Raw genomic sequence first — 23,652 nt, forward strand, 5'->3', positions numbered from 1 at the left:
CTCTTACTACTAATATACGAGAGGAGGGAAACTGTGGTGAGATTGTCCCCATGAATCGTTTATGAGAACTGGGAACAGGTTCTTGGGTGCGAATTTGTCCTCATGAAAAAAGGCATACCACATCGGTGTGCCTTTTTTCATCAATTACAACGATCTCTCATAAATTTTTAAATTCGCATATACGGCTCCTAATGCCGAAACAGGGATATCCTTCCTATGCGCAATGTCTAAAAGATAACCATGTAAATGCTCTGCTTCGACTTGAGACAATTTTTCCATATCTCTTTGCATCGAAGATTTCATCGCAAAGCCTAATGAATCAATCTGATTCATTTGCTGCCCAACAGCATCATCTGCAAAAGGAGCGCCTGCCCGTTTCATAACAGAAACTATTTCTTCCAATAGTTTTGCAATAACAGCCCGCCCGCTTGGTTCTTCACGGATTGGACCAATCGGTGCTCTCATTAAAGTTGTAATTCCCGACATCGTGGCAATAAATAAGTATTTATTCCATAAATCTCGATTAATATTATCACTTAAACGATAGCCTACTTTGGTACCGATAAACGCATCTTCAATTTTTAGAATTCGTTCTGTTCTCTCACCTGTACGTTCCCCGAACACCAAGTCGTGTTTTGCACTTGTTTGAATAATCCTTCCTTTTGAATCTAACGTGGTTTCTATAAAGCAAAGACCGCCAATGACCCGTTCCTCGCCAAACTCTGCAGTTAATCGTTCAAAATGGGAAATCCCATTCAACAATGGCAAGATTGCCGTTGTTTCGCCCACGTACTCTCTAAAACTTTCAATTGCCCCTTCCAAGTGATACGCCTTCGTAGACACAAGAATGAGATCAAAAGCCTCTGCTCCCTCACCAGATAAAATCATTTTTGGGGTCAGGTTCAAATTTCCGTGGACACTCTCAATAATAAGTCCAGTCTGCTCTAATTGTTTTTTCCTGCCCTCTCTTACTAAAAAAGTTACGTCTATTCCTTTTTCCAGCAAACGACCGCCAAAATACCCGCCTACTGCACCTGCACCAACGATTAAAATACGCATGGATTGCCCCTCCTATGTATTTAAAGCACTATAAATCCAGTATAAGGGAAATCTTTCTAGTATAGTATATAAAAACGAAAAAAGCTGGAAGCGGGCTGCCGTTTTCATTACTTTTTCAAGTATGCTTGCTTTTTAGAAAAATCATCATCTGGATAATAACTGTTTTTCACCAAAATATTTGGTCCAAGGCATGAAACCGCTGGACAATGACAGCTTAATTCCTTTGCTGTCCTTGAAGACTGCCACTTCTCATATGCCTCCAAAAGATTCATTGTTTTGATATTACCAAGCGGCGGCGTGTCGCCAAAATCGGTCACAATTATGTCCCCATTGAAAATATTTACATTTAACCGCGAACGGCCATCCGGATCATTTCGAACCGTTACATTTTTGCTATTATACAACCGTTCTAATACCTTAAGATCCTCTTGTTTACTGCTGCATGGATAGAATGGCAGCGTCCCAAACAGCATCCACACATTTTCATCGCGGATATCCAAAAGGTGATGAATCGCTTCACAAATTTCATCCAGCGTTAAAACTTCTAAATTACTTGCAAAATCACTCGGATACATTGGATGCACTTCATGTCTTTGACATAACATTTCGTTGACAATTTGATAATGGATTTTTTCTAAATGAGGAAGTGTTCGTTTATTTAACATCGTTTCTGCTGACACCAGCACTCCTGCTTTACTTAACTCACGGCTGTTATCTATCATTCTTTCAAAATACTTTGCCCTCTGAGAATAATCAGGTTTCTTCTCCATCATGGCAAAACCGCCTTGGACAAAATCATCTACTGTTCCCCAATTATGCGAGATATGTAACACATCTAAATAAGGCACGATGAAATCATAACGGTCAAGATCAAGCGTTAAATTGGAGTTAAGCTGCGTTCTGACACCGCGTTCATGCGCATATTGTAAAATCGGAACTACATAATTTTTAACAGATGACATCGACAGCATTGGCTCGCCGCCAGTAATGCTTAGTGAGCGAAGGTTGGGGATTTCATCCAGTCTGCTTAATAAAAGCTCAAGCGGCAGTGCTTCCGGATCCTTTGTTTGAAGTGTATAGCCTACGGCACAGTGTTCACAGCGCATATTACATAAAGTTGTTGTCGTAAATTCAATATTGCTGAGCTGCGTCCTTCCGTACTCTTCCATATCCAAATATGCCTCCCATGGATCATAGGCGGTTGAAATCTTCTTCATTATTTTCATGATAATCCCCTCAAAATCATTTTTTAAAACGTATCTATTATAGCTAATTTATGCAACCATTGATATACAAAAGCTTATGTACAACGAAATTCCCTAATGCTACTAAAAAAACAAGACCGCTTTGGTGCTAAGCAAGCCTTGTTTTTATAAACACCAATTTTATAATATCGACAAAATTTCCGAGGAAATATCGTGGTAGGTGCGTCAAATCGACAATTATTAGGAATATTCCAAAAATAAAAAAAGACTTTCACAGCCGGGATTTTATTGGATTTTTTTCACTGCAAAATTTGCTGCCTGCACCGGCCAATTCTGCGGGAAGGCGTTTCCTAATACCCAATAGCTGATGCCCCGAAGATTGTAGGCTTTAACGGTATCATATTTCACTTGCATACTTCTTGCATCCTCGAACCATACCTCATGCTGTTGTCCTGATGCATCCGTGTAATGGAAATATGGAGATTGATAGGTTTCATCATAGCTGATCGAAACACCATATTTCGCTGCGATATCCACCGCTTGTTTAGGGCTGATAATTCTCGCGTATGTTCCTTTTACCCAAGGGATTCTCCAATCATAGCCGTACAATGGAACACCCATAACAATCTTATTACGCGGAATTTCCGTTACGGCATAATCAAGTACCTTTTTTACTTCATTAATTGGAGCAACCGCCCACGGTCTTCCGCCAATCCAGCCCCACTCATATGTCATAATCACAACAAAGTCGACGATTTCGCCGTGTGCCTTATAATCATGCGCCTCGTACAACTGCCCTTTTTGCCCGGCGGTGATTTTCGGGGCTAATGCCGTCGATACGGAGTATCCTTGCGGGCGCAGTCTTGAAACCACTTTTCGTAAAAAGTTATTATAATTTTCCCTGTCACTCGGGTTAACATATTCGAAGTCAATATTCACCCCGACATATCCTTTTTCTTTTAACATCGTTAGTATATTATTAATCAACTTATCTTGTATTTCTGGTGTTCCGAGAATGAGCGCAGCCCGTTCGGCGCTAAATTGACTACCTACAAAGTTTGTAATCGCCAGCAGCGGTGCAACGTTTCTCTCTTTGGCAGTTCGAATGATAGCTTCATCCTTTAACGGGGCTAGGCTTCCGTCTGCACCTACACTATGGCTAAAAGGACTTATAAAGGTAAAAAACGGCGTAAGCGGTGCGACAATATCGGCTCCAGCTTGTTCCATGGTCGTAACGTAGGCATTTACCTCAATCACTGGTTTAGGAGCTTCCGGTATCCTCAGCCTTTGCCCGACATAAATCATAGCGGCATTTTGTATTTGGTTTGCCTGAACAATTGCCTGAACTGTTGTTCCGTAGCGGTTGGCAATTGCCCACAAAGTTTCACCCGATTGAACCGTATGATACACGACAGGAATGGTAAGCACTTGACCGACAAAAAGCTTGGAAGGATCGGTCAGTTGGTTTGCCTCGATGATTTCCTGTAAGGACACACCTAAGCGCTGTGATATCGCCCAAAGTGTATCACCGCTCTGAACCACGTACTGCTGATATGGTGCAGGAATGACCAAGGCTTCCCCCAGCACCAGCCGGTTCGGATTATCTAGTCCATTAGCCGCAATAATTTGATTGATGGTGACCCCGTACATTTGCGAGATGCGCCACAGTGTATCCCCGCTTTTTACAACATGAATTTTCACAAATACCACCTCAGATAAAGTCATTTCCATTGAATGGTCATCTTCTTTACCTTATTCAAAGCTCGGTATTTGTGTTAATGCCTACTATTTCTTACTTATAAAATATAGGTACGCTTTGATCATAAAATAACTTACTTCTTCCGGTAACAGTTCCTTAATGGGTTTTAAACGTTCCCGTCCTCCTTCATCCACTGCCTTTTCTAAAAGCGGCAGGTAGGTGTCAGGTACCAATTTGGAAAAATCCACCGCTAGTCCATCTCGGGCACATTGTAATAGATGATTTTCAACAGTGTTGATGGCAAGGTTTCTTTTTTCAACAATTTCATTAATACTAAGCCCGTTTTGATGCAGACTGAGTGTTTCTAGGTGTGAATCGCCCACTGCTTTAGCGGGCTTTTTCGTCGCTGCCGGTTCTGCTTCCAGTTCAGTACGGTAATCCGGATGATCCTCTATGAAGGCGCGAACCGCTTGAATAAACTCCAGTCCATATTTTTGCAGCTTATGTTCCCCAACACCGCTTACCTGTAAAAACTCCTCGTTTGTCTTAGGCAGCTTGGCACACATATCCGTAAGTGCAGCATCGGAGAAAATCACAAATGGCGGCACGTTTTCTCGTGCAGCTATTTGTTTCCGAACCTCTCTTAGTGCCTCAAATAATGGGTCATTCTTTGATACTTGTTTTACTTGTACCGTTTCTCTTCGGTATACCTGGGCATTTCCAAGTAAAATATCCTTTCCTTTTGGCGATACATAAAGGGTAGGAAATGTTCCTTGCTCGATTCCGATTAGCTCCTGCGAAATTAAGAACTCGATAAAATCACTGACATCTTTTGCCCCTTTATCCTTCATAATTCCATAGGTTGATAGTCTGTCGAAACCAAGTTCTGTGACCTTCTTATTTTTCGAGCCGGTGAGCACCTGGGCAATTAATGTTTTGCCAAAGCGCTGTCCCATACGAATCACACAGGACATGACCATTTGCGCTTCTTTGGTGACATCGATGCTGGTTCGCGAGTCAGTGCAGTTGCCGCATCGGCCGCAGGGATCCGTTTCCGTTTCCCCAAAATAGTGCAAAATAAATTCTTGAAGACAATTTTCTGTATGGCAATAGTCAACCATATGCTGTAGTTTCTCTAATTCCTGAGTCATTCGGCTCCGGTCACTGGATTGATCTATTAAAAATCTCTGAATCTGCACATCTTGCGGCGAATACAGGACAATGCACTCGCTTTTTAATCCGTCACGTCCAGCACGGCCTGCTTCCTGATAATAGCTTTCCATGTTTTTCGGAAGCTGCAGATGAATGCAGTATCTGATATTAGATTTGTCGATCCCCATTCCGAATGCAGATGTTGCCACCATGACAGATGCCTGGTCAGTGAGGAAACGTTCCTGTTCGCGGCTGCGTTCTTCGTCGTTCATTCCAGCATGATAGCGTGCCGCATTGATATTTTCTCGCTTTAATCTCTCATAGAGCTGGTCAACATTCTTTCTTGTTGCTGCATAGATAATGCCAGATTCATTCTCATTATTTTTCAAATAGGCTAATAGGAACTTTTGGCGGTCCTGTCCTTTTATGACGGAAAAAGAAAGGTTTTCGCGTTCAAAGCCTGTGATTATGGTGTTTCTTTCATCGATGTTGAGCAGGCTGCATATGTCTTCACGTACTTTTGGTGTTGCGGTTGCAGTCAAGGCCAGAACTTTCGGTTTTTGCGGCAAACTTTGAACCATTCGTTGAATTTGCCGGTAGCTTGGACGGAAATCATGTCCCCATTGTGAAATACAGTGGGCCTCATCAACCGCAACTAATGGGATGTTCATCTGCTTTAAGTCTTCTAAGAATTCTTGCGATTCTAACCGTTCCGGTGCTATGTACAGCAGTTTGTAATTTCCCATCTTTGCTGCTTGTACCCGGTCATATGCTTCATTGAAGCTAAGCGAGCTGTTAATATAGGCTGCCGGAATTCCTGCCTGAACCAGGGTATCGACTTGATCCTTCATTAGGGAAATCAGCGGGGAAATAACAATGGTGGTGCCTGGCAGGATTAAGGCTGGAATTTGGTAACATATCGACTTACCGCCGCCGGTCGGCATCACACATATTGTATTCCTGCCGGCTAAAACCGAGCTGATTGCCTGCTCTTGGCCATTTCTAAAGGAGCTGTAACCAAAGTAGGACTGTAGTAAGGGGAGCGCTTTTTCAAACAAGATTGTTTCTCCTTTCGTACTATTAAATGTTTTTTCCATTCTATTATAACGCTAATCATTTGTTATGGAAAAACTAGTTTATAGTGATTTACACCGGTGATCATTTTACCGTCCGTTACTTTTTTAACCCTTAGCATAAATTATGTATCCATATATAAAAAAGAGGCATTTCAGCCTCTTCTCATTAACCTATTAAATCCTAAGAGTACGCGTTTTTCATAAATTTCAGAAATTCCTCTCCATTTCGAGAAATGGTTGATCCTGCCCGCCCTTGTCGAACAATAAGTAAATCCAATTCTTGAAGGACTTCCATGCGCATTCTTAATTGCTGTTCAGAAAGTTCCATTCCCTTATCCTCTAAAAGCTTTTTCAATGTCTGCCTGCCATAGGATGTTCTTTCACGTTTTCCATGTGCAAAAATCTTTAATATTTCCACACTTTCTTCTAAAAAGCCATGTGCCTCAATCTTCTCAATGACCTCTTTAGGGGGCCTGCCAAAGGATTGAAAACGTTTCTCTTCTCTCCTCATTCCTATAGGAAGAAGTTCTATTTCAATTTTTTGTGCATCTAAGAAAGCAAGATAGGTAATCGTATTATATAGCTCAATTACATTCCCAGGCCAATCGTACTCAAGTAAACGTTCCACTACGTCTGAAGTAAATTCAATTTCCGTTTTCTTCAGCCTTCTTTTAATTTCCTCAATTAACGGAAGGATATCTTCTCTTCTTTCTCTCAATGAAGGTACTCTTAACGATTGTGAAGTGACAAATTCATAGAATGAATGAATCCCCCCTTCATCGTTATACTTCTTCAATTCCTTTGAACTGCAGGAAATTAATCGGGCTTGAAATGGAATAGGTTTTGTTCCGCCTATCCTCAGGAACTCCCCATCCGTAATGGCTTGCAGTAATTTCTTTTGGATAGGAGAATGCAATTCGTCAAGATCCTCTAAATAGACGGTGCCATTTTTAGCTATTTCAAACGCACCCATCGTTACCATTTGCCCCTCCTCTGATCCAAATAATTCTTTTTCCAGCATATCAGTGGATTTCGAATCACAATTTACCGAGATAAATGGGGCATTTGCTTGAAAGGAATAATGATGAATTGCCTGAGCCAGCATGCTTTTCCCCGTTCCATGTTCTCCGTTTAAATATATCGGAAGTGATGTCCCTGCAAATTCCTTTGCTAATTGTACCGCCCGCTGCATAGTTTCGCTTATAGCGATGATATCTTGGAAGGTATAACTGGCAACATTCCGAATATCCTTCCTTCGATTGAACCTTTGGTCTTTTACTTCCTCTTTACACTCTAAAGAAAGGGAAACTAGAGACTTCATATATCTTTTTCCAAGTTGTATTGGATTGTATTGAATCCCTAGCACTTCAACAATTTCGAAAAAGGTCTCGATACTTAAAACTCTTGATCCAATGTTAATCACTTCTATTAAACCTTCTGGTAAAATATCTATTTCTCCAGGTGTAACAATAAAATTGATATCTTCTGGAATCGGTTCATCGGGGTTATATGGATAATATTTATGTTCAAAGATTGTTTCTCTTAAGGAAGTAACCGTCTCATCTATATTTGTTTTATTATCATTTATTACAAGAATTTTTTGTCCTGAGGGAAGATTAACCAGCTTTTTTGTGTTAGCAAAATTTATATCCCGCTTTGCAACAAAACAATGACATTCTGCAGGAATCATCTGGCTGACTATTCCCTTGAGCATGTGATGAGAAAGTACAATCACATCCTCAGGTTGAACCAAGTTTTTCTGTAATTCCTTTATAGGCGTAAACCTTAGCGAAACATATTGTTCTAGAACATCTTTCATTTGTTTTGTTATTTGAACTAAATACTTCTCTTGTATCGCTATTATATGAACGACTGGTTTAGACATCTTAACATACCCTCCGAAAACAAAGCACACCAAACTAATTTTATTATACTAGTACAAATGACACGATACAAAGTGTCCTTTTGCAATTTCCTTTAATTTAGGAACTTTCTTCGAACACTCTTCCGTGGCAAACGGACATCTTGTATGGAAAGTACATCCGCTTGGAGGATTTGAAGGACTTGGTATATCCCCTTTTAAAAGAATTCTTTCTCTTTTTAAACGGGGGTTTGGTATAGGTACCGCAGATAATAATGCTTTAGTATAAGGATGGAGAGGTTCCTTGTATAATGTCTCTTTATCCGTTAACTCGACAATTTTTCCTAAATACATGACTCCTACGCGGTCACTAATATGTTCCACAACACTTAAATCGTGAGCAATAAATAAATAGGTTAATTCAAATTCCTCCTGAAGATCCTTTAAAAGATTTAGGATTTGCGATTGGATCGACACATCCAACGCCGAAACGGGCTCATCGGCAATAATCAGTTTCGGGTTTACGGCAAGCGCACGTGCAATTCCTACTCTTTGACGCTGGCCACCGCTGAATTCGTGAGGATATCGATCGGCATGATAGGCACTTAAACCAACCACTTCTAATAAATGAAGCACACGTTCCTGTCTCTTTTCTTTTGGGTATCCATGAACGATTAAAGGCTCCTCGATAATCTCCCCGACCTTCATCCTAGGATTTAATGAAGCATATGGATCTTGGAAAACCATTTGAAATTCTTTTCGTATAGTCCTAATTTGATTATCCGATAGGCCGGTAATGTCCTGTCCTTCAAATAGAATCTGCCCTTCTGTCGGGTCGAGCAATTTCATCAACATTCTTCCAGTCGTAGACTTTCCACAGCCGCTTTCACCAACAAGTCCAAGCGTTTCCCCTTTACGGATTGTAAAAGAAACATCGTCTACGGCCTTCACATATGATTTATTCCCGCCTAGTAAACCCTTCTTTTTAGGAAAATATTTTTTTAAGTTTTTTACTTCAACTAAAGGAGTTTCCATAGTCTTATACCTCCAATACTCCGCTTTCCTGATACAGCCAGCACCTGCATGTATGATCTTTATCTATCATTTTTAGTTCGGGATCCTGCTTTGTGCAAATGTCCATTACCTTACCGCAGCGCGGAGCAAATTTGCAGCCCTGCGGCATATTTCCCGGTGTCGGAACATTCCCCGGAATCGACTCTAACCGTTTGATTTTTTGACCAAGCTTTGGAACGGAATTAAGCAATCCTTCTGTATAAGGATGCTTGGGGTTTTCGAAGATGGTAAAAACATCCGCTTCCTCGACCACTTTACCCGCGTACATAACAACAACCCGGTCACACATTTCCGCCACAACACCTAAATCATGGGTAATCATCATAATCGAAGTGCCGCGTTCTTTGCTTAAGTTTCTCATCAGATCTAGGATTTGTGCCTGAATCGTTACATCTAAGGCGGTTGTCGGCTCATCGGCAATTAACAGCTTTGGATTACAGGCCATCGCCATCGCAATCATTACACGCTGGCGCATTCCACCGGACAGCTGATACGGGAATTCATCTACTATTTCTTCAGCTCTTGGAATCCCAACTAGCTTAAGCATTTTAATCGCATGCTCTCGTGCTTGCTTTTTATCATATTTTAAGTGCAGCATGACAGCCTCTTCAATCTGTCTGCCAATTTTATAAACAGGGTTTAATGAAGTCATTGGCTCCTGAAAAATCATCGCAATGTCATTTCCTCTGATCAGCCGCATTTCTTTTTCAGAAAGGTGAGCAAGGTCCTTTCCTTCAAATTCAATCGTGCCGCCGACTATTTTCCCAGGTGTATCTTTTAATAAACGCATTACGGATAAGGAGGTTACGCTTTTTCCGCAGCCGGATTCCCCAACGACACCAACTGTTTCTCCTTTATTAACAGTTATCGTTACATCATCAACAGCCTTCACAACCCCGCGGTCACTTTTAAAATGTGTTTGCAGATTCTTTATTTCAAGTAATTTCTCCGCCATCACCGTACTCCTTTCTGATGGTTAATCTTTAATTTTTGGATCAAGTGCATCCCTAAGTCCGTCACCGAAAAGGTTAAATGCCAGTACCGTCAAAAAGATTGCAAGTCCTGGAAAGAACGTTACATGAGGGGCGGTATTTAAATAGTCCCTGCCTCCACTTAACATCGCTCCCCATTCCGGAGATGGCGGCTGGGCTCCAAGTCCAAGGAAGCTTAAAGATGCCGCTGTTAAAATCGCTGTCCCAAGACGCATCGTAAAGTTCACAATAATCGCGGAGACTGTGCCCGGGAAAATATGCTTCCAAATGATTCTCCTAGGCTTTGCACCAATTGACCTGGTTGCTTCCACGTAAACGGTTGATTTAACAGCTAAAGTGCTGCTTCTTACAATTCGTGCAAACATAGGAACACTGAAAATAGAAATGGCAATAACCACATTTCCTAAACCTGGTCCGAGAATAGCAATAATGCCGATTGCCAATAAAATCCCTGGAAACGCAAAGAGAATATCGCAAAAACGCATAATCAGATTATCAATCCACTTGCCATAATATCCGCTAATAAGCCCTAGAACGGTACCTCCTACAGCACCCAACAAAACAGATAATATACTGATAAATAATGAAATTCTTGTTCCAATAATAATCCGGCTGAATATATCGCGGCCATATGCATCTGTACCAGCCCAATGCTGTGCTGAAGGACCTTCGAGTATATGGTCATAATCAAATTCAGCAGCACCATATGGAGCAATAAATGGCCCAATGATTCCCAAAATAAACAAAAGAACAACAAAAACTCCAGCGCCCAATGCCAATTTTTGCCTTTTGAACTTGCGCCAAAATTCCGTAATCGGTGTGTTCTTTTTTATATTAACCGGTTGAGAAACTGGTTGTTGAATCGCTTCATTCACTTTCAATTCCGCCATTACACATTCCTCCTTCTAATCACCCGTTAATCGTAACGGATTTGCGGATTTAAAACGCCATATAATAGATCGACAATTAAATTAATTAAGATGAATTCCAAGGCAAACAATAGCATTTCCGCTTGAATTACCGGGTAATCACGGAAGGCCACAGAATCAATCAATAATCTCCCTAGCCCAGGCCAGCTAAATACTGTTTCGATGACAATCGAACCGCCCAGCAGGAAGCCAAACTGTAATCCTGTCATCGTGACAACAGGAATCATCGAATTCTTTAGAGCATGACCCCATACAACTTTATTTTCTTTTAATCCTTTAGCCCTTCCTGTACGAATATAATCCTCCTTGAGTACATCCATTAAAGAGGAGCGAGAGAATCTGGCAATGACAGCGGCAACCCCGGCCCCTAGTGTGATCGATGGCAGGATATAACTCTTCCATGAATCCAAACCGCCAGTAGGAAGCCAACCTAAATTTACTGAGAATAATTGAATTAACATCAATCCAAGCCAAAAAGACGGAAGAGAAATTCCCGAAACAGCACCAAACATCCCCACATAATCCTGCCATTTATTTCGTTTTGTTGCGGAGATAACACCTATCAATAATCCAAATATTACGGCCCATCCCATACTCCACACTGTCAGCCAAAAAGTAGGCATGAAGCGCTTAGCAATTTCGTCAAATACGGGACGTTTTGTTTTTAAGGAGACCCCTAAATCCCCCTGAATAATATTTGTTACAAAATGAACGTATTGAGTTGTTAAGGGCTTGTCTAATCCGAGTTCTCTCTCGACAGCTTTTACATCTGCGAGGCTGGCATCCTGTCCTGCAACTAATCTTGCCGGATCTCCTGGAATCATATGAACAAATAGAAAAATAAAAATCGAAACAAAAAATAGAATAGGTATGATTCCAATTAATCTATTTAAAAAGTAACGTAACAAATGGATTCCTCCTTTACCGATAATAGATGAGCGCTATATTTGACTATAGCGCTCAACCTAAAATTATTGTTTGATTTCAATATTTTCAGTACTTAATGCACCATCTGGAAGCAGATAAATACCTTCAAGATAGTTTTTCTTTCCAGCCATGGTGTCATCTACCGATAAGAAGGCCCATGGTGCATCTTTCCAAATGAGAGCTTGAACTTTTTCATATGCTGCATTACGTTTTTCTAGGTCAGCTGTTGCAAGTGCATCTTTTATTGCTTGGTTTACCTCGTCATTATTGTAGTATGCAGTATTATAGGATTTTGGCGGGAATGCATCCTTGCCGCCTAACAGCGGACGAACACCCCAGTCAGCATCACCTGTAGATGGTGACCAGCCTCCATAATACAATTCAATTTCTGCTTTATTTGGATCTTCAACAGACCAAATTTTATCGGCCATTGTTCCAGATTCCATCGGTACAATCTCAACCTTTATACCAACTTGTGCCAGCTGCTGCTGAATAAATTCCATGCCCTTACCTGTTTGAGTATTGTTACTTCCCCATAATTTTGCATTGAAGCCATCGGCATAGCCAGCTTCCTTCAATAATTCTTTTGCTTTTTCAATATTAAACTTATACTGCTCCTGTTTGGAATAGAACTGTACGTTTGGCGCAATAACAGAGTCAAGCGGAGTTGCGAAGCCGTTCATAACGACTTTAACAAATGCCTCCTTATTGATCGCATAGTTAATTGCTTGGCGGACACGAGGGTCGCTGTATGGTTTCTTTAAGGTATTCATCGATAAATAACGAACTACGATAGATTGGTTGTTTTCAACCACGATACCATCTTTACCGTTAAGGCTTTCTGCTTGCTCCGTCGGCACCGGGTAAATAAAATCAGCTTCACCCGTTTGCAGCATCGCTACACGTGCGCCATTTTCCGGTGTTGGCTTGAATGTAATGGAGTCAACTTTAGGATATCCTTTTTTCCAGTAGTCCTCATTTTTTACAACTTTTAAATGGTCGCTGTGATCCCATTCAGCAAACTTAAATGGACCTGTTCCAACTGGATGCTGGGATACTTCCTTGCCATACGTTTCTAATGCCTTAGGACTAAGCATCATTGCCGCTGGGTGAGCAAAGTTGTTTATCATCGCTCCAAACGGTTCACTTAAAACTACTTTCACTGTAAATTCATCGACAGCTTCGGTTTCTTTTACAAGTGCAAATAAACTGTGACGCTTTAAGTTGTTATCCGGATTTGCTAAACGGTCAATATTGGCTTTAACCGCTTCTGCATTAAATGGTGTTCCATCATGGAACTTGATTCCTTTGCGGAGCTTAAAGGTAAATTCTTTTGCATCATCACTTGCTGTAAAGCTTTCTGCAAGAACAGGAATAACCTTCATATCCTTATCAAATCCAACCAAACCTTCTAGCATGGTTTTTTGTGCAGAATAAGACAGTGTATCATTTGTATCATGAGGGTCCATACTGATAAAGTTATCAGCAACGGAAATTGTAACATCTTTCCCATCCTTTTTAGCCAGCGGCTGTGTTTTTGCAGGTTCAATATTTTTCTTGCTGTCCTTCGAATCACCAGACGTATTGTTTGAATTGCTGCATCCAATTAAAAACAAGCTGCATAATAGAAAAGCGGCAATAATTACTTGAAGATAACGCTTTTTCAAATTATATTCCTCCTTTTATTTATCATTAATTTTTAAGTGCTGGTGCACTGTGTAGCTGGAAATCTGCAATTAGTTCGCCAATTTCTTCATTTCTGGCATTACGTAGCTTAGGACGGTAATACTTTATTAATTCTTCTATTTGCTGATCGGTTACTAGTTGGAGCTGCTTTAACACTTCCATCGTTGCCGGATAAGCAGCTCGGGCATTTCCATCTTCAATCTTGATGGCAATCCCAATACCTGTTTCAAGATCACCGACACAATAAACACCTTCTGCTCCTGCCTTACCGATGAACCTGCCTTGTCCAACTCTCATAAAATCAGTACAGAAACGCTCAGTTCCTCCAACCATCTCCGGTGCAGTTACCATTGCCTTTGTAATTTGCTTAATCGCACTTTGGCGGGTTTCCGGAAGTCCGTCTGGCTGAGCCATTCTTGCATATCCGTATGCTAAACGCTCAAGCGGCAGACCATGAACTGGCACACCGCATCCGTCTATACCAATCTCAATTTCTTCCTTTGGATATTCGGTCATCTCACTGACGGCTGCTAAAATTCTTTGTTGTACTGGATGGTCTAAATCATAATAATTTTCAAGCGGTTCGTTCATATGTTTGGCCGTTACCAGCATTCCGGAGTGCTTTCCAGAACAGTTATTGTATAGCGGTGTTACATCTTTCCCCGCAAGAATTAGCTCCTTATATGTATCCTGCCATCGCGGAATATGCGTTCCGCATTTTAAACACACGTCCTCCATCCCAGCCCTAGATAACATGGAGACAACACGATCCGTGTGCATATTTTCCCCATTATGGGAAGCACAGCAAATAGATAGGTCAGCATCACTGAACTCATAATGATCAGCAGCTCCTGTCTCCACTACCGGAATTGCCTGAATTGGTTTCATTGAGGAACGAGCGAAAATCACAGCATTCGGATCACCTGCGTAGTAAAGTAATTGTCCCTTTGCATCTACTACAGCAATATGGCCTTTATGGGAGCTCTCAATTAAATTGCCTCTGGTGACATTTACTAGTTTAGTAGAGTTCATTTTCTCTGCCCCTTTTTTAATTGTTTTGATAATTTTAAATTATTATAAAACATATTTCAACCTATAACAACCTATTTATTTTATTTTTTAGATTTTTTTGATATAATCCACTTTAATCTGTAATACTATTACCCTACTACAATGGATTATTTCACCCGAAACAACCTATTAATTCACAATTCTATTGGAGGTCTACTATGAAAACACATATAGAAGAATTAAAATCAGAGCTTTTTCGAATCTTTCAGCATTTACACGCACACCCGGAAATTAGCTGGAAAGAATATAACACAACTGAATTTTTGAAGAGTTTAGTAGAAGAACTTGGAGTCAAAATTACTACCTTCGCTGATTGTACAGGTTTTATTGCGGAGATTGGTTCTGGTGAGACCTGTGTGGGTCTGCGAACGGATATCGATGCCCTATGGCAGGAAGTAGATGGGACCTTTCAAGCAAACCACTCCTGTGGTCACGATTCACACATGACCATGGTTTTCGGAACATTATTACTGCTAAAGAGGCTGAATTATCAGCCGCCAGGGAAAATAAAATTCATTTTTCAGCCCGCTGAGGAAAAAGGGACCGGAGCGTTAAAGCTAATAGAAAAAGGTGTGGTCGACGATATTGATTATTTGTATGGGGTACACCTCCGCCCTATGGAAGAGGTCCCGTTCGGCAAGGCTTCATCGGGGATTATTAACGGTGCAGCAAAATTTTTCAGTGGAGAAATTATCGGTACCGATGCTCATGGAGCAAGACCTCATCAAGGCCAAAATGCTATCGAGGTTGGTGCAGCCATTGTAAATGAACTTAGTAAAATTCATCTTAACCCGATGATTCCTTACTCGGTAAAAATGACAGCATTTCACGCCGGTGGTGAAAGCAGCAATATTATTCCCGGTCGTGCATCCTTTTCTTTAGATCTTCGGGCACAAAGCAACGAGATCATGCATCAATTATCCAATCAGGTTGAGAAAATTATAGAGTGTATAGCTTCTCTTTACGAGGCGAAAATTAACCTGCAAGTCGGTGCCGAAATAGCGGCTGCGGAAATCAGCCCCGATGCTCAAGCCATTATGCAAGAGGCAATTATCGAGACTTTAGGTTCAGAACAGCACATGATGCCATATATGTCCAGCGGGGGCGAGGACTTTCACTTTTACACATTAAAGAGACCAACGATAAAAGCAACAATGCTTGGGTTAGGCTGTGACTTAGTTCCGGGGCTCCATCATCCCAAAATGTGCTTTAACCATGATGCTATGCTGAGTGGAATCGAGATTTTAGCCAAGACGATAATGAAAACATTTGACGAAATTGAAAAATAACCAAAAAGGACANNTGTCCTTTTTGGTTATTTTTCTCTTAGATTATTTTTATAAAATTGGTCTACAATCGGGTATATTTCGTGTTCTGTATGGTAGTAGGTATCATTTACTTGAGTAAGTCCAAACTGAAAAGTTTCTTTTTCTTCATCAAATAAAGTAATTGAATAATTAAACCCATCTCTTTGTTCTTGATTTTCATCAGGAATGAATTTGATATCCTTAATTTTATTAAGAAAATCATCTATCAGTTCTTTGTCTGTTATTGTTTTCCTATAACCTGTGTTTCCGTCAACTATGATGATTTTAGAAACACTGTTCAGCTCTTTTTCATAAAACTGAGTAAGTGTCTTTGAATCTAACATTTGGCAGCCAGCTACAATAAGCAGTAGAAAATATACGAAAAATATCAGTTTATTTTTCATTAAAGCCCCTCCAACAAATGATTTATTTTAACAAAAAAACTTTCTACAAAACACCACCTATATTAGACACCAATTGAATTAAATATCTTACATAAATAATAAGAGTAATTAAGGGAAAAATGTTTATTAATTATGACAAGAAATGGGGGACAAAATTGGAGGATCAACTTAAAAACCTTCAAGACCAATTAAAAACGGAGCACAAAGACATAGCAAAATACACGCAGCATGTTATGGATGCAATTGATAAACTGGCCGACGAGCATCGACGTATCACGGCATCGAACTCTCTTGCCGGGATCAGCCCGAATGGAAAACAAGAACATGTCTTTTACGAAAGTATGAATAACATCAAAAGTATTCTTATCTTGGAATTACAAAAAACCATCGAAGATTTTAAACATCTAGGTGATAAACATTACGTTAAAAATTATCCTGATGGGGTAATAGAGTAAATAATGTGCAAATGGGAAAGATTTTAATCTCTTTCCCATTTTTCATCGGCTAATTTACTCCACTCTAGTTAAGTTTCTTGCCATCCTTACTCTTTATAAAAAAGAGATTATTAGCTGGGGACTAAACACAAAAAGTAGCCGCATCAGCAACTCCCAATTAATTGACTAATTTTCACTCCCTTTATTATCCTGGATTGCCTTTATCAAATTCTCCAGCTTCTGATTCCGCTCATAATCCAACCTTGTTTTTTCATTCATAAATCGTATCGCACGGACAATAAAAAAGATCACTAATCCAAAAATAAATAGATAAAGTATTAGCGGTATTATCGGAAACAAACCAAAGTTACTCATCAAATGCGCCTCCTGTTTTTTTCAAAGATTTTCCAGTATATACTATGAGTTTATCATTTTATTATGTAATATAAAACTACTTAAATGAATATAATACTATATTTATTACATTGAAAAAACGGAGGTACAAATGAAAAAAGCTGTGATTTTTGATTTTGACGGGACCATTATAGATACAGAAACAACTTGGTTCCATGTATATAAGGATCTACTTAAAGAAAATTACCATATAGACCTACCTCTTGAGGAATTTGCCAAAAGTATTGGCACGACAGATGAAGGGTTTTACCAATACATCGAACTAACAACCGGAATGAAAATTGAACCACAGAACATAAACAAATTAGCAAATGAGCTATTTTTAGAAAAAAGAAGCACTCTATCCATTCGTCCAGGTGTAAAGAGAAAATTGGCCGAGGCAAAGGAACTTGGCTATTTAATTGGGCTTGCATCCAGTTCATCCAGGGAGTGGGTGGAAGGATTTTTGCGCCAATTCGAACTGTGGGACTACTTCTTTGTTACCAAAACATGTGAAGATGTTGAAAAGGTTAAACCTAATCCTGCCCTGTACGTAAGAGCATTAGAGGAATTAAAGGTTGAACCTCAACAAGCCATTGCCATTGAAGATTCGGTTAATGGGGCCTATGCCGCTATTAATGCAGGTATGAAATGCATCGTAGTCCCAAATCAGGTCACATCTTTTTTGAGATTCCCCGAAAAAACCTTTAGATTTGAATCATTTGACGAATTTAATTTCGAACAAATATTTTCATACAAAAAGTTCGCCTAAATTTCAGGCGAACTTTTTGTATTCATATAAACAATAGGATTTGATACCCTTTTTATGACTCTTTAGTAAAAAGCTCTTCAAGCTGCTTTCGTAGTACAAACTTCTGGATTTTACCGCTGGCGTTACGCGGTAAAGCATCACAAAAAATATACTTACGTGGACGCTTGTAATTAGCAAGGCTTGCACTATTTTTACAGAATGCATCTAATTCCTGTTCTGTCATATTTAAATCTTTTTTTACAACAAAAGCAGTTACAGTTTCTCCCCAGCGGTCATCCGGCTGGCCGACAATGGCAACGTCGAGTACTCCAGGATGACTGTGCAGTAAATCCTCCACTTCTCTTGGGTAAATGTTTTCACCGCCGCTGATAATCATGTCATCGACACGGTCATTAACATAAAGGTAGCCTTCATCATCGAGATAACCTATATCTCCTGAATGATACCAGCCCTTATACATTGCATTTTCAGTCGCTTCTTCACGATTGTAATAGCCAAGCATCATGCAAGGTCCTTTGACAATAATCTCTCCAGTTTCCCCAGCTGGAACGACATCATCAGGATTAGATGGTCCATCATCCCTTGTTCGGACAACGCGAATATCGTGATTAATAGCGGCCTGCCCGGCAGATCCTGCTTTTCTAAGCTGGTCTCCTTCTGATAGGAAGGTAATGGCCGGGCCCATTTCAGTCATCCCATATGCTTGAACCAAAGAAATGCCTAGGCGGTCATGAAGGGCATTAACGAGAGACGGCGCCATTGGAGCTGCTCCGTATAACCCAAGCTTCAAACTGGATAAGTCGTATCCGCTTAAATCTTCCTGCAAGAGCATATTCCACATCGTCGGTGCAGCGAAGAACTTCGTTATCTTTTCTTTTTCTATTAATGATAGAATAGCTTTCGGATTAAATTGGTGAAGGATCACATTTTTCGCACCTGCGTTGATTCTTGGCAGGAAGGCACAGTGCAGCTCGGCACAATGGAACATTGGGGCGGTCACAAGGCCGACATCTTCTTTTTCGAGTTTTTGGGAGGCAATACACAGCACACTTTGATCGACCATATTACGGTGGCTGTGCATGACACCTTTTGGCCTTCCTGTTGTCCCGCTTGTATAAATAAAGGCATATAGATCATTTTCATGGACGTCAATTTGGATTTCTTCAGTCGATGCTGCAGCGACCTTTTCTTTATAGCTGGCAGCGTAGGCAGGTGTTTCTGTATCAATAAACCAGAAAGAGCAGTGTTTGAAACGGCTGGCGATGGCAGAGATGACAGGCTCTAATGCTTTTTCAAAAATAACAACCTTAGGAGCGGCATCGGATAAAATAAAGGCCACTTCCTCTGAAGTAAGGCGGAAATTAATCGGATTAAACACGGCACCCATTTTGGCACAAGCAAAAAAGGCAGTTCCTAATTCTTCGGTATTGAACATGAACGTCGAAACTCTATCTCCTTTATGAACCCCTTCCTTTTGAAGGGCGTTGGCAAGTCGGTTAACCTGTTCGTCCCACTCCTTGTACGTATAGCGGACATTTCTTCGAACATCATAAAGGGCCTCTTTGTTTGGATACTTTTTTACCGTTAAGTCAAAGATAGTTCCAATGGTTGTTGTCATTGCAATCGCCTCCTAATTGTTGTTTCAAAGAACTTCAAAATGGTTTTGAAAAATTTTATCGGCGAATCTGGAAGTTTTATCGGCGAATCCAGCTAGTTTATCGGCGAATTTACCAAGTTTATCGGCGAATCCAAATTCCGGCTACAACTCAGCCTAAAAAACCCTCTCAATAATCGTAGCATTCGCCATGCCGTGACCTTCACACATTGTTTGCAAACCGTAACGCCCGCCGATACGCTCCAGCTCATGCATCATTGTCACCATTAGCCGGGCACCGCTGCCTCCAAGCGGGTGGCCTAGAGCAATTGCGCCGCCGTTTGGATTTAGCTTTGCCGGATTTGCACCCGTTTCTTTTAACCAGGCGAGCGGTACAGGAGCAAATGCTTCGTTAACTTCAAAAACATCAATATCATCAATGGATAGAGCTGATTTTTCTAATGCCTTTTGTGTTGCCGGAATCGGTCCCGTCAACATTAGAGTAGGATCAGAGCCGACAACGACACGTGTATGAACACGGAATCTCGGCTTCAGACCAAGCTCTTCCGCTTTTTCGCGGGACATAAGCAAAAGTGCCGCAGCACCATCACTAATCTGGCTCGAATTCCCAGCATGTATAACCCCATCCTCCTTAAAAGATGGTTTAAGACCCGCTAATCTTTCCATAGAAGTATCTCTTCTCGGGCCCGAATCCTCTTTAACGATCATGGTTGTGCCGTCCGGAAGCGTCACTTCTAACGGGAAAATTTCTCTCGTAAAATAGCCCTCTTCCTGTGCATTCAATGCCTTTTGATGGCTTTCAAGCGAAAAACGATCGAGTTCCTCGCGGGTAAAACCATATTTCTCGGCTATCCGCTCCGCTGACAATCCTTGATGAATCATTTCATACCTGCTTCTTAAATTTTGGCTAAACGGGTCTGCTCCTTGATAGTTGGAGCCCATTGGTACACGGCTCATGCTCTCCACACCGCCGGCTATGACGATATCCATATCTCCAGAAAGGATGGCTTGGGCGGCAAAATGTACCGCTTGCTGGCTCGAGCCGCACTGGCGGTCAATCGTGGTGCCAGGCACCTCAATCGGGAACCCGGCATTTAACGCAGCCACCCTGGCAATATCTCCAGCCTGTTCTCCTGACTGCGTAACGCAGCCTAAAACAACGTCATCCACAATAGCTGGGCTAATCCCGGCTCGATTGACCAGCTCTTTTAACGTAAGAGCAGCCAGGTCATCTGGACGGATGTCCTTCAGTACTCCATTTTTCCTGCCAACCGGGGTGCGGACACCTTCAACAATAACGACTTCACGCATACTAATACCTCACTCTCTATAAGCCTAAATTCTTGGCAATGATCGTTTTCATAATTTCATTTGTACCAGCGTAAATGGCTCCAACCTGTATGTCACGGAAGCGTCTAGCAATCTCGTATTCTTCCATATAACCGTAACCGCCGTGGAGCTGCATGCATTCTGTAGCAATTTTCCTGGCATTCTCCGTAAGCCTCCATTTCGCCATTGACACTTTCGTTACCACGTTTTTCCCTTCAATATGCTCCGCAATCAACTGATCCAAAAAGGTGCGGCCCATTTGAATGTCAGTGGCCATTTCAACGATTTTAAACTGCGTATTTTGGAACTGACTGATTGACTTTCCGAACGCTTCCCGGCTTTTGACATATTCAATCGTCATTTCAAGCATGACTTCCGATGCAGTTTGTGCTCCGATAGCCACAAGCAGACGCTCCTGCTGAAGCTTTTCCATTAAATAAAGGAATCCCTTGCCTTCTTCTCCTAAAAGATTCTCTTTCGTCACACGACGTCTTCAAAAATCAATTCAGCAGTATCCTGCGAATGAAGCCCCACCTTATTAAGCTTTCTGCCTCTTGAAAAACCAGGGGTCCCTCGTTCAATTACCAGCAGGCTGACACCTTTATGCTTCGGCACTGCTTGTGTGTCTGTTTTTACTGCGACAACCACAAGATCGGATTGAATTCCGTTAGTGATAAATGTTTTCTGGCCATTCACTATATAGTGGTCACCGTCGAGTTTAGCGGTTGTTTTAATATTAGCCAGGTCAGAGCCCGTTCCTGGTTCTGTCATGGCAATAGCGGTAATGATTTCGCCGGTGACACATTTCGGAAGCCAGCGTTGTTTTTGTTCTTCGGTTCCGAATGTGGTGATATAAGGAACAACGATATCATTATGAAGCCCAATTCCAATTAAACTGGTACCAACCCGCTCTAGTTCCTCATTGATCACAACGGCGAAGCCCCAATCGACACCGCTGCCGCCATATTTCTCATCAATATCCGGACAGAGAAAGCCCTGTTCACCCATTTTTGTCCAAAAAGAGCGTGGAATCATTCGGTCTTCTTCCCATTGTTCATAAAAGGGATATGCTTCTTTTTCCAAAAACTTTCTTAGCGCTTGGCGAAAAATTTCATGGTCTTCGTTTAGGTATGGATGTTTCAATTCTATCAACCTCTCTTCCCTCTGTAAGCGTTTACTATTTTAATTGGCAGCAAGGCTTATATCAGTGTACGTTATGAATAAATTTATTTAACTTTATTGTAACAAAATTTTCTGAAAATTTTCTCCTTAAATAAAAAAAAGGAAAGGTAATATCCTTCCCAATTTGTAATATTCTAATATCTTATTTAAGAAACAACTCTTTCCGTAGCTGACTGCTGCTTCTTTTTTTCAGATAAAACAACCATAATGATCGCTACAATTAAAAAAAGACTGCCGATTCTAAAGAGCGATGCCGTTCCCACAAATTCTGCAATTAAGCCAAAAATTAACCCGCTCAGTCCGATTCCTAAATCAATCGAGGAGAAAATCATCCCATTGACCACACCGCGGCGATTTGCAGGTGTGATTACTAGAGCCCAAGATTGCAAGGTCGGAATTAAACAACCGAAACCCACTCCAAACAAGGCTCCTGCAACAGCAATTAAGAAATTAGAATTGGCAAAGGAGAGTACCCACATCCCCGCGAACGTAATAAACGTACATAACAGCACGAGTCCTCTTGGTCCCTTTTCATCAAACCATTTTCCAGCAAACGGTCTGGAAATAGACGACATAATAGCATTAAGTATATAAAAAAGAAAAATTTGACTAATGCCGCGTTCCTGTCCAAATATCACAATAAACGTGGTAATTGCACCATAGCCAAGGCTGACGAGTAAGGTAATGAAAGCGGGAAACCAGCTCGTTTTATCTACTGAAGATCCGAAATAAGAAAATGTCAGCTCTTCCCTACGTGTCTGCAGTACCGATTCCGGTGTTTGATAGCGGACAAATAGTAGAAGGACAATAGCAATAATCCCGAGTATGGAAGAGATAAAAATGAGATTTTTAAAGGATGTGACATTAAATAAAAAGATTCCTAGACTCGGGGCAATGACCATTCCAATGGTGACCGATAGTCCGTAATATCCCATCCCTTCTCCAAGACGCGAATTGGGAATCGCATCTGCTGCCGCCGTTCCATTTACCGTTGTCGACCATCCCCATGCCAGCCCATGCAGGAAACGGAAAAGAAGAAAGATGACAATGACCTGCGAAATCGGGTAGAGAACGGTAATAGCTAGGAGCATTAACGCCCCAATTATAACAAGTGCCTTTCTTGGCCGATACTCAAGCATAAATCCGATAAACGGTCTGCTGAGCACCGCTCCAATCGAAAATAGCGCCGTCACCAATCCGATTTCAATCCCCGACGCCCCAAGTGATTTGATATATGGAGGCAGGATTGGAATCAACATTTGAAACGACATAAATACAAAAAGGTTCCCCGCCATCAGCATAATAAATGATTTTGTCCACAAACGTTCTTTCAAACAATTCCCGCCTTTTCTATATATTGCTAACATTCATTTTATTTAGTTGCTCTAAATAATAGCACATCATTTAGAAAAATAAAAATTCCGAAAACTGGAATGCAATTATTATTTTTTTAGGACTAAATCCGGTATTATTGAATTAAACAAA

General features: G+C 41.0%; 19 protein-coding genes and 1 pseudogene. 3 read left to right on the plus strand and 17 right to left on the minus strand.

The annotated features are described in order from the left end of the window. Window positions 1-144: 144 nt before the first annotated feature. The 11 genes from IE222_RS20960 to IE222_RS21010 all read right to left on the minus strand — a co-directional run bounded on the left by IE222_RS20960 (window position 145) and on the right by IE222_RS21010 (window position 14,692). Window positions 145-1,059 (minus strand): ketopantoate reductase family protein, encoded by a 915-nt coding sequence (locus IE222_RS20960; RefSeq protein WP_191276231.1) that lies wholly within the window; start codon window positions 1,057-1,059, stop codon window positions 145-147. 107 nt (window positions 1,060-1,166) lie between these two features. Then, window positions 1,167-2,285 (minus strand): radical SAM/CxCxxxxC motif protein YfkAB, encoded by a 1,119-nt coding sequence (gene yfkAB / locus IE222_RS20965; RefSeq protein WP_191276232.1) that lies wholly within the window; start codon window positions 2,283-2,285, stop codon window positions 1,167-1,169. A gap of 264 nt (window positions 2,286-2,549) precedes the next feature. Continuing rightward, window positions 2,550-3,965 (minus strand): glycoside hydrolase family 18 protein, encoded by a 1,416-nt coding sequence (locus tag IE222_RS20970; RefSeq protein WP_191276233.1) that lies wholly within the window; start codon window positions 3,963-3,965, stop codon window positions 2,550-2,552. Window positions 3,966-4,049: 84 nt separating this feature from the next. After that, the gene (recQ, locus tag IE222_RS20975) at window positions 4,050-6,173 is read right to left on the minus strand and encodes a DNA helicase RecQ (RefSeq protein ID WP_191276346.1); all 2,124 of its coding nucleotides are present in this window, start codon (window positions 6,171-6,173) and stop codon (window positions 4,050-4,052) included. 199 nt (window positions 6,174-6,372) lie between these two features. Beyond that, a complete protein-coding gene (locus IE222_RS20980; RefSeq protein WP_191276234.1) occupies window positions 6,373-8,076 on the minus strand; it encodes a sigma 54-interacting transcriptional regulator in 1,704 nt (567 codons plus the stop codon). A gap of 48 nt (window positions 8,077-8,124) precedes the next feature. Beyond that, window positions 8,125-9,087: an ABC transporter ATP-binding protein gene (locus IE222_RS20985; RefSeq protein WP_191276236.1), complete on the minus strand. Its 963-nt coding sequence runs from the start codon at window positions 9,085-9,087 to the stop codon at window positions 8,125-8,127. A 4-nt stretch (window positions 9,088-9,091) separates the two neighbouring features. Beyond that, on the minus strand, window positions 9,092-10,081 hold the full coding sequence (locus IE222_RS20990; protein ID WP_191276238.1) for an ABC transporter ATP-binding protein: 990 nt from the start codon (window positions 10,079-10,081) through the stop codon (window positions 9,092-9,094). A gap of 21 nt (window positions 10,082-10,102) precedes the next feature. Then, window positions 10,103-11,008, minus strand: coding sequence for an ABC transporter permease subunit (locus tag IE222_RS20995; RefSeq protein WP_191276240.1), 906 nt, complete (start codon window positions 11,006-11,008; stop codon window positions 10,103-10,105). A 26-nt stretch (window positions 11,009-11,034) separates the two neighbouring features. Then, a complete protein-coding gene (gsiC, locus tag IE222_RS21000; RefSeq protein WP_191276242.1) occupies window positions 11,035-11,955 on the minus strand; it encodes a glutathione ABC transporter permease GsiC in 921 nt (306 codons plus the stop codon). A 63-nt stretch (window positions 11,956-12,018) separates the two neighbouring features. Beyond that, entirely contained in the window at window positions 12,019-13,641 is a 1,623-nt protein-coding gene (locus tag IE222_RS21005) for a glutathione ABC transporter substrate-binding protein (protein ID WP_191276244.1), read from the minus strand. A gap of 25 nt (window positions 13,642-13,666) precedes the next feature. Further along, complete coding sequence (locus IE222_RS21010; protein WP_191276246.1) at window positions 13,667-14,692, minus strand: asparaginase; 1,026 nt, start codon at window positions 14,690-14,692, stop codon at window positions 13,667-13,669. A gap of 197 nt (window positions 14,693-14,889) precedes the next feature. Between IE222_RS21010 and IE222_RS21015 the strand changes: the two genes are divergently transcribed. After that, window positions 14,890-16,020: a M20 peptidase aminoacylase family protein gene (locus IE222_RS21015; protein WP_191276248.1), complete on the plus strand. Its 1,131-nt coding sequence runs from the start codon at window positions 14,890-14,892 to the stop codon at window positions 16,018-16,020. Window positions 16,021-16,046: 26 nt separating this feature from the next. Here the strand turns inward: IE222_RS21015 and IE222_RS21020 are convergent, their stop codons facing one another. Beyond that, on the minus strand, window positions 16,047-16,442 hold the full coding sequence (locus IE222_RS21020; RefSeq protein WP_191276249.1) for a hypothetical protein: 396 nt from the start codon (window positions 16,440-16,442) through the stop codon (window positions 16,047-16,049). A gap of 155 nt (window positions 16,443-16,597) precedes the next feature. Here IE222_RS21020 and IE222_RS21025 point away from each other — a divergent pair, with 155 nt between their 5' ends. Continuing rightward, window positions 16,598-16,897 (plus strand): hypothetical protein, encoded by a 300-nt coding sequence (locus IE222_RS21025; protein WP_191276251.1) that lies wholly within the window; start codon window positions 16,598-16,600, stop codon window positions 16,895-16,897. A gap of 165 nt (window positions 16,898-17,062) precedes the next feature. Here the strand turns inward: IE222_RS21025 and IE222_RS21030 are convergent, their stop codons facing one another. Next, entirely contained in the window at window positions 17,063-17,251 is a 189-nt protein-coding gene (locus IE222_RS21030) for a hypothetical protein (RefSeq protein ID WP_191276253.1), read from the minus strand. Window positions 17,252-17,381: 130 nt separating this feature from the next. Between IE222_RS21030 and IE222_RS21035 the strand changes: the two genes are divergently transcribed. Continuing rightward, the gene (locus IE222_RS21035; protein ID WP_191276255.1) at window positions 17,382-18,041 is read left to right on the plus strand and encodes an HAD family hydrolase; all 660 of its coding nucleotides are present in this window, start codon (window positions 17,382-17,384) and stop codon (window positions 18,039-18,041) included. Between the two features lie 52 nt (window positions 18,042-18,093). On the opposite strand, the gene IE222_RS21040 is transcribed toward IE222_RS21035, so the two are convergent. From IE222_RS21040 to IE222_RS21055, 4 genes and pseudogenes are all read right to left on the minus strand, one after another. Beyond that, window positions 18,094-19,659: a fatty acid--CoA ligase gene (locus IE222_RS21040; RefSeq protein ID WP_191276257.1), complete on the minus strand. Its 1,566-nt coding sequence runs from the start codon at window positions 19,657-19,659 to the stop codon at window positions 18,094-18,096. A 153-nt stretch (window positions 19,660-19,812) separates the two neighbouring features. After that, a complete protein-coding gene (locus IE222_RS21045; RefSeq protein ID WP_191276259.1) occupies window positions 19,813-20,967 on the minus strand; it encodes a thiolase family protein in 1,155 nt (384 codons plus the stop codon). A 16-nt stretch (window positions 20,968-20,983) separates the two neighbouring features. Next, window positions 20,984-22,128 (minus strand): annotated as a pseudogene (locus IE222_RS21050) (acyl-CoA dehydrogenase family protein). 185 nt (window positions 22,129-22,313) lie between these two features. Then, a complete protein-coding gene (locus tag IE222_RS21055; RefSeq protein ID WP_223282835.1) occupies window positions 22,314-23,501 on the minus strand; it encodes an MFS transporter in 1,188 nt (395 codons plus the stop codon). Window positions 23,502-23,652: the final 151 nt, after the last annotated feature.

The sequence above is a fragment of the Neobacillus kokaensis genome (genome assembly GCF_014656545.1).
Taxonomy (GTDB): Bacteria; Bacillota; Bacilli; order Bacillales; family Cytobacillaceae; genus Neobacillus; species Neobacillus kokaensis.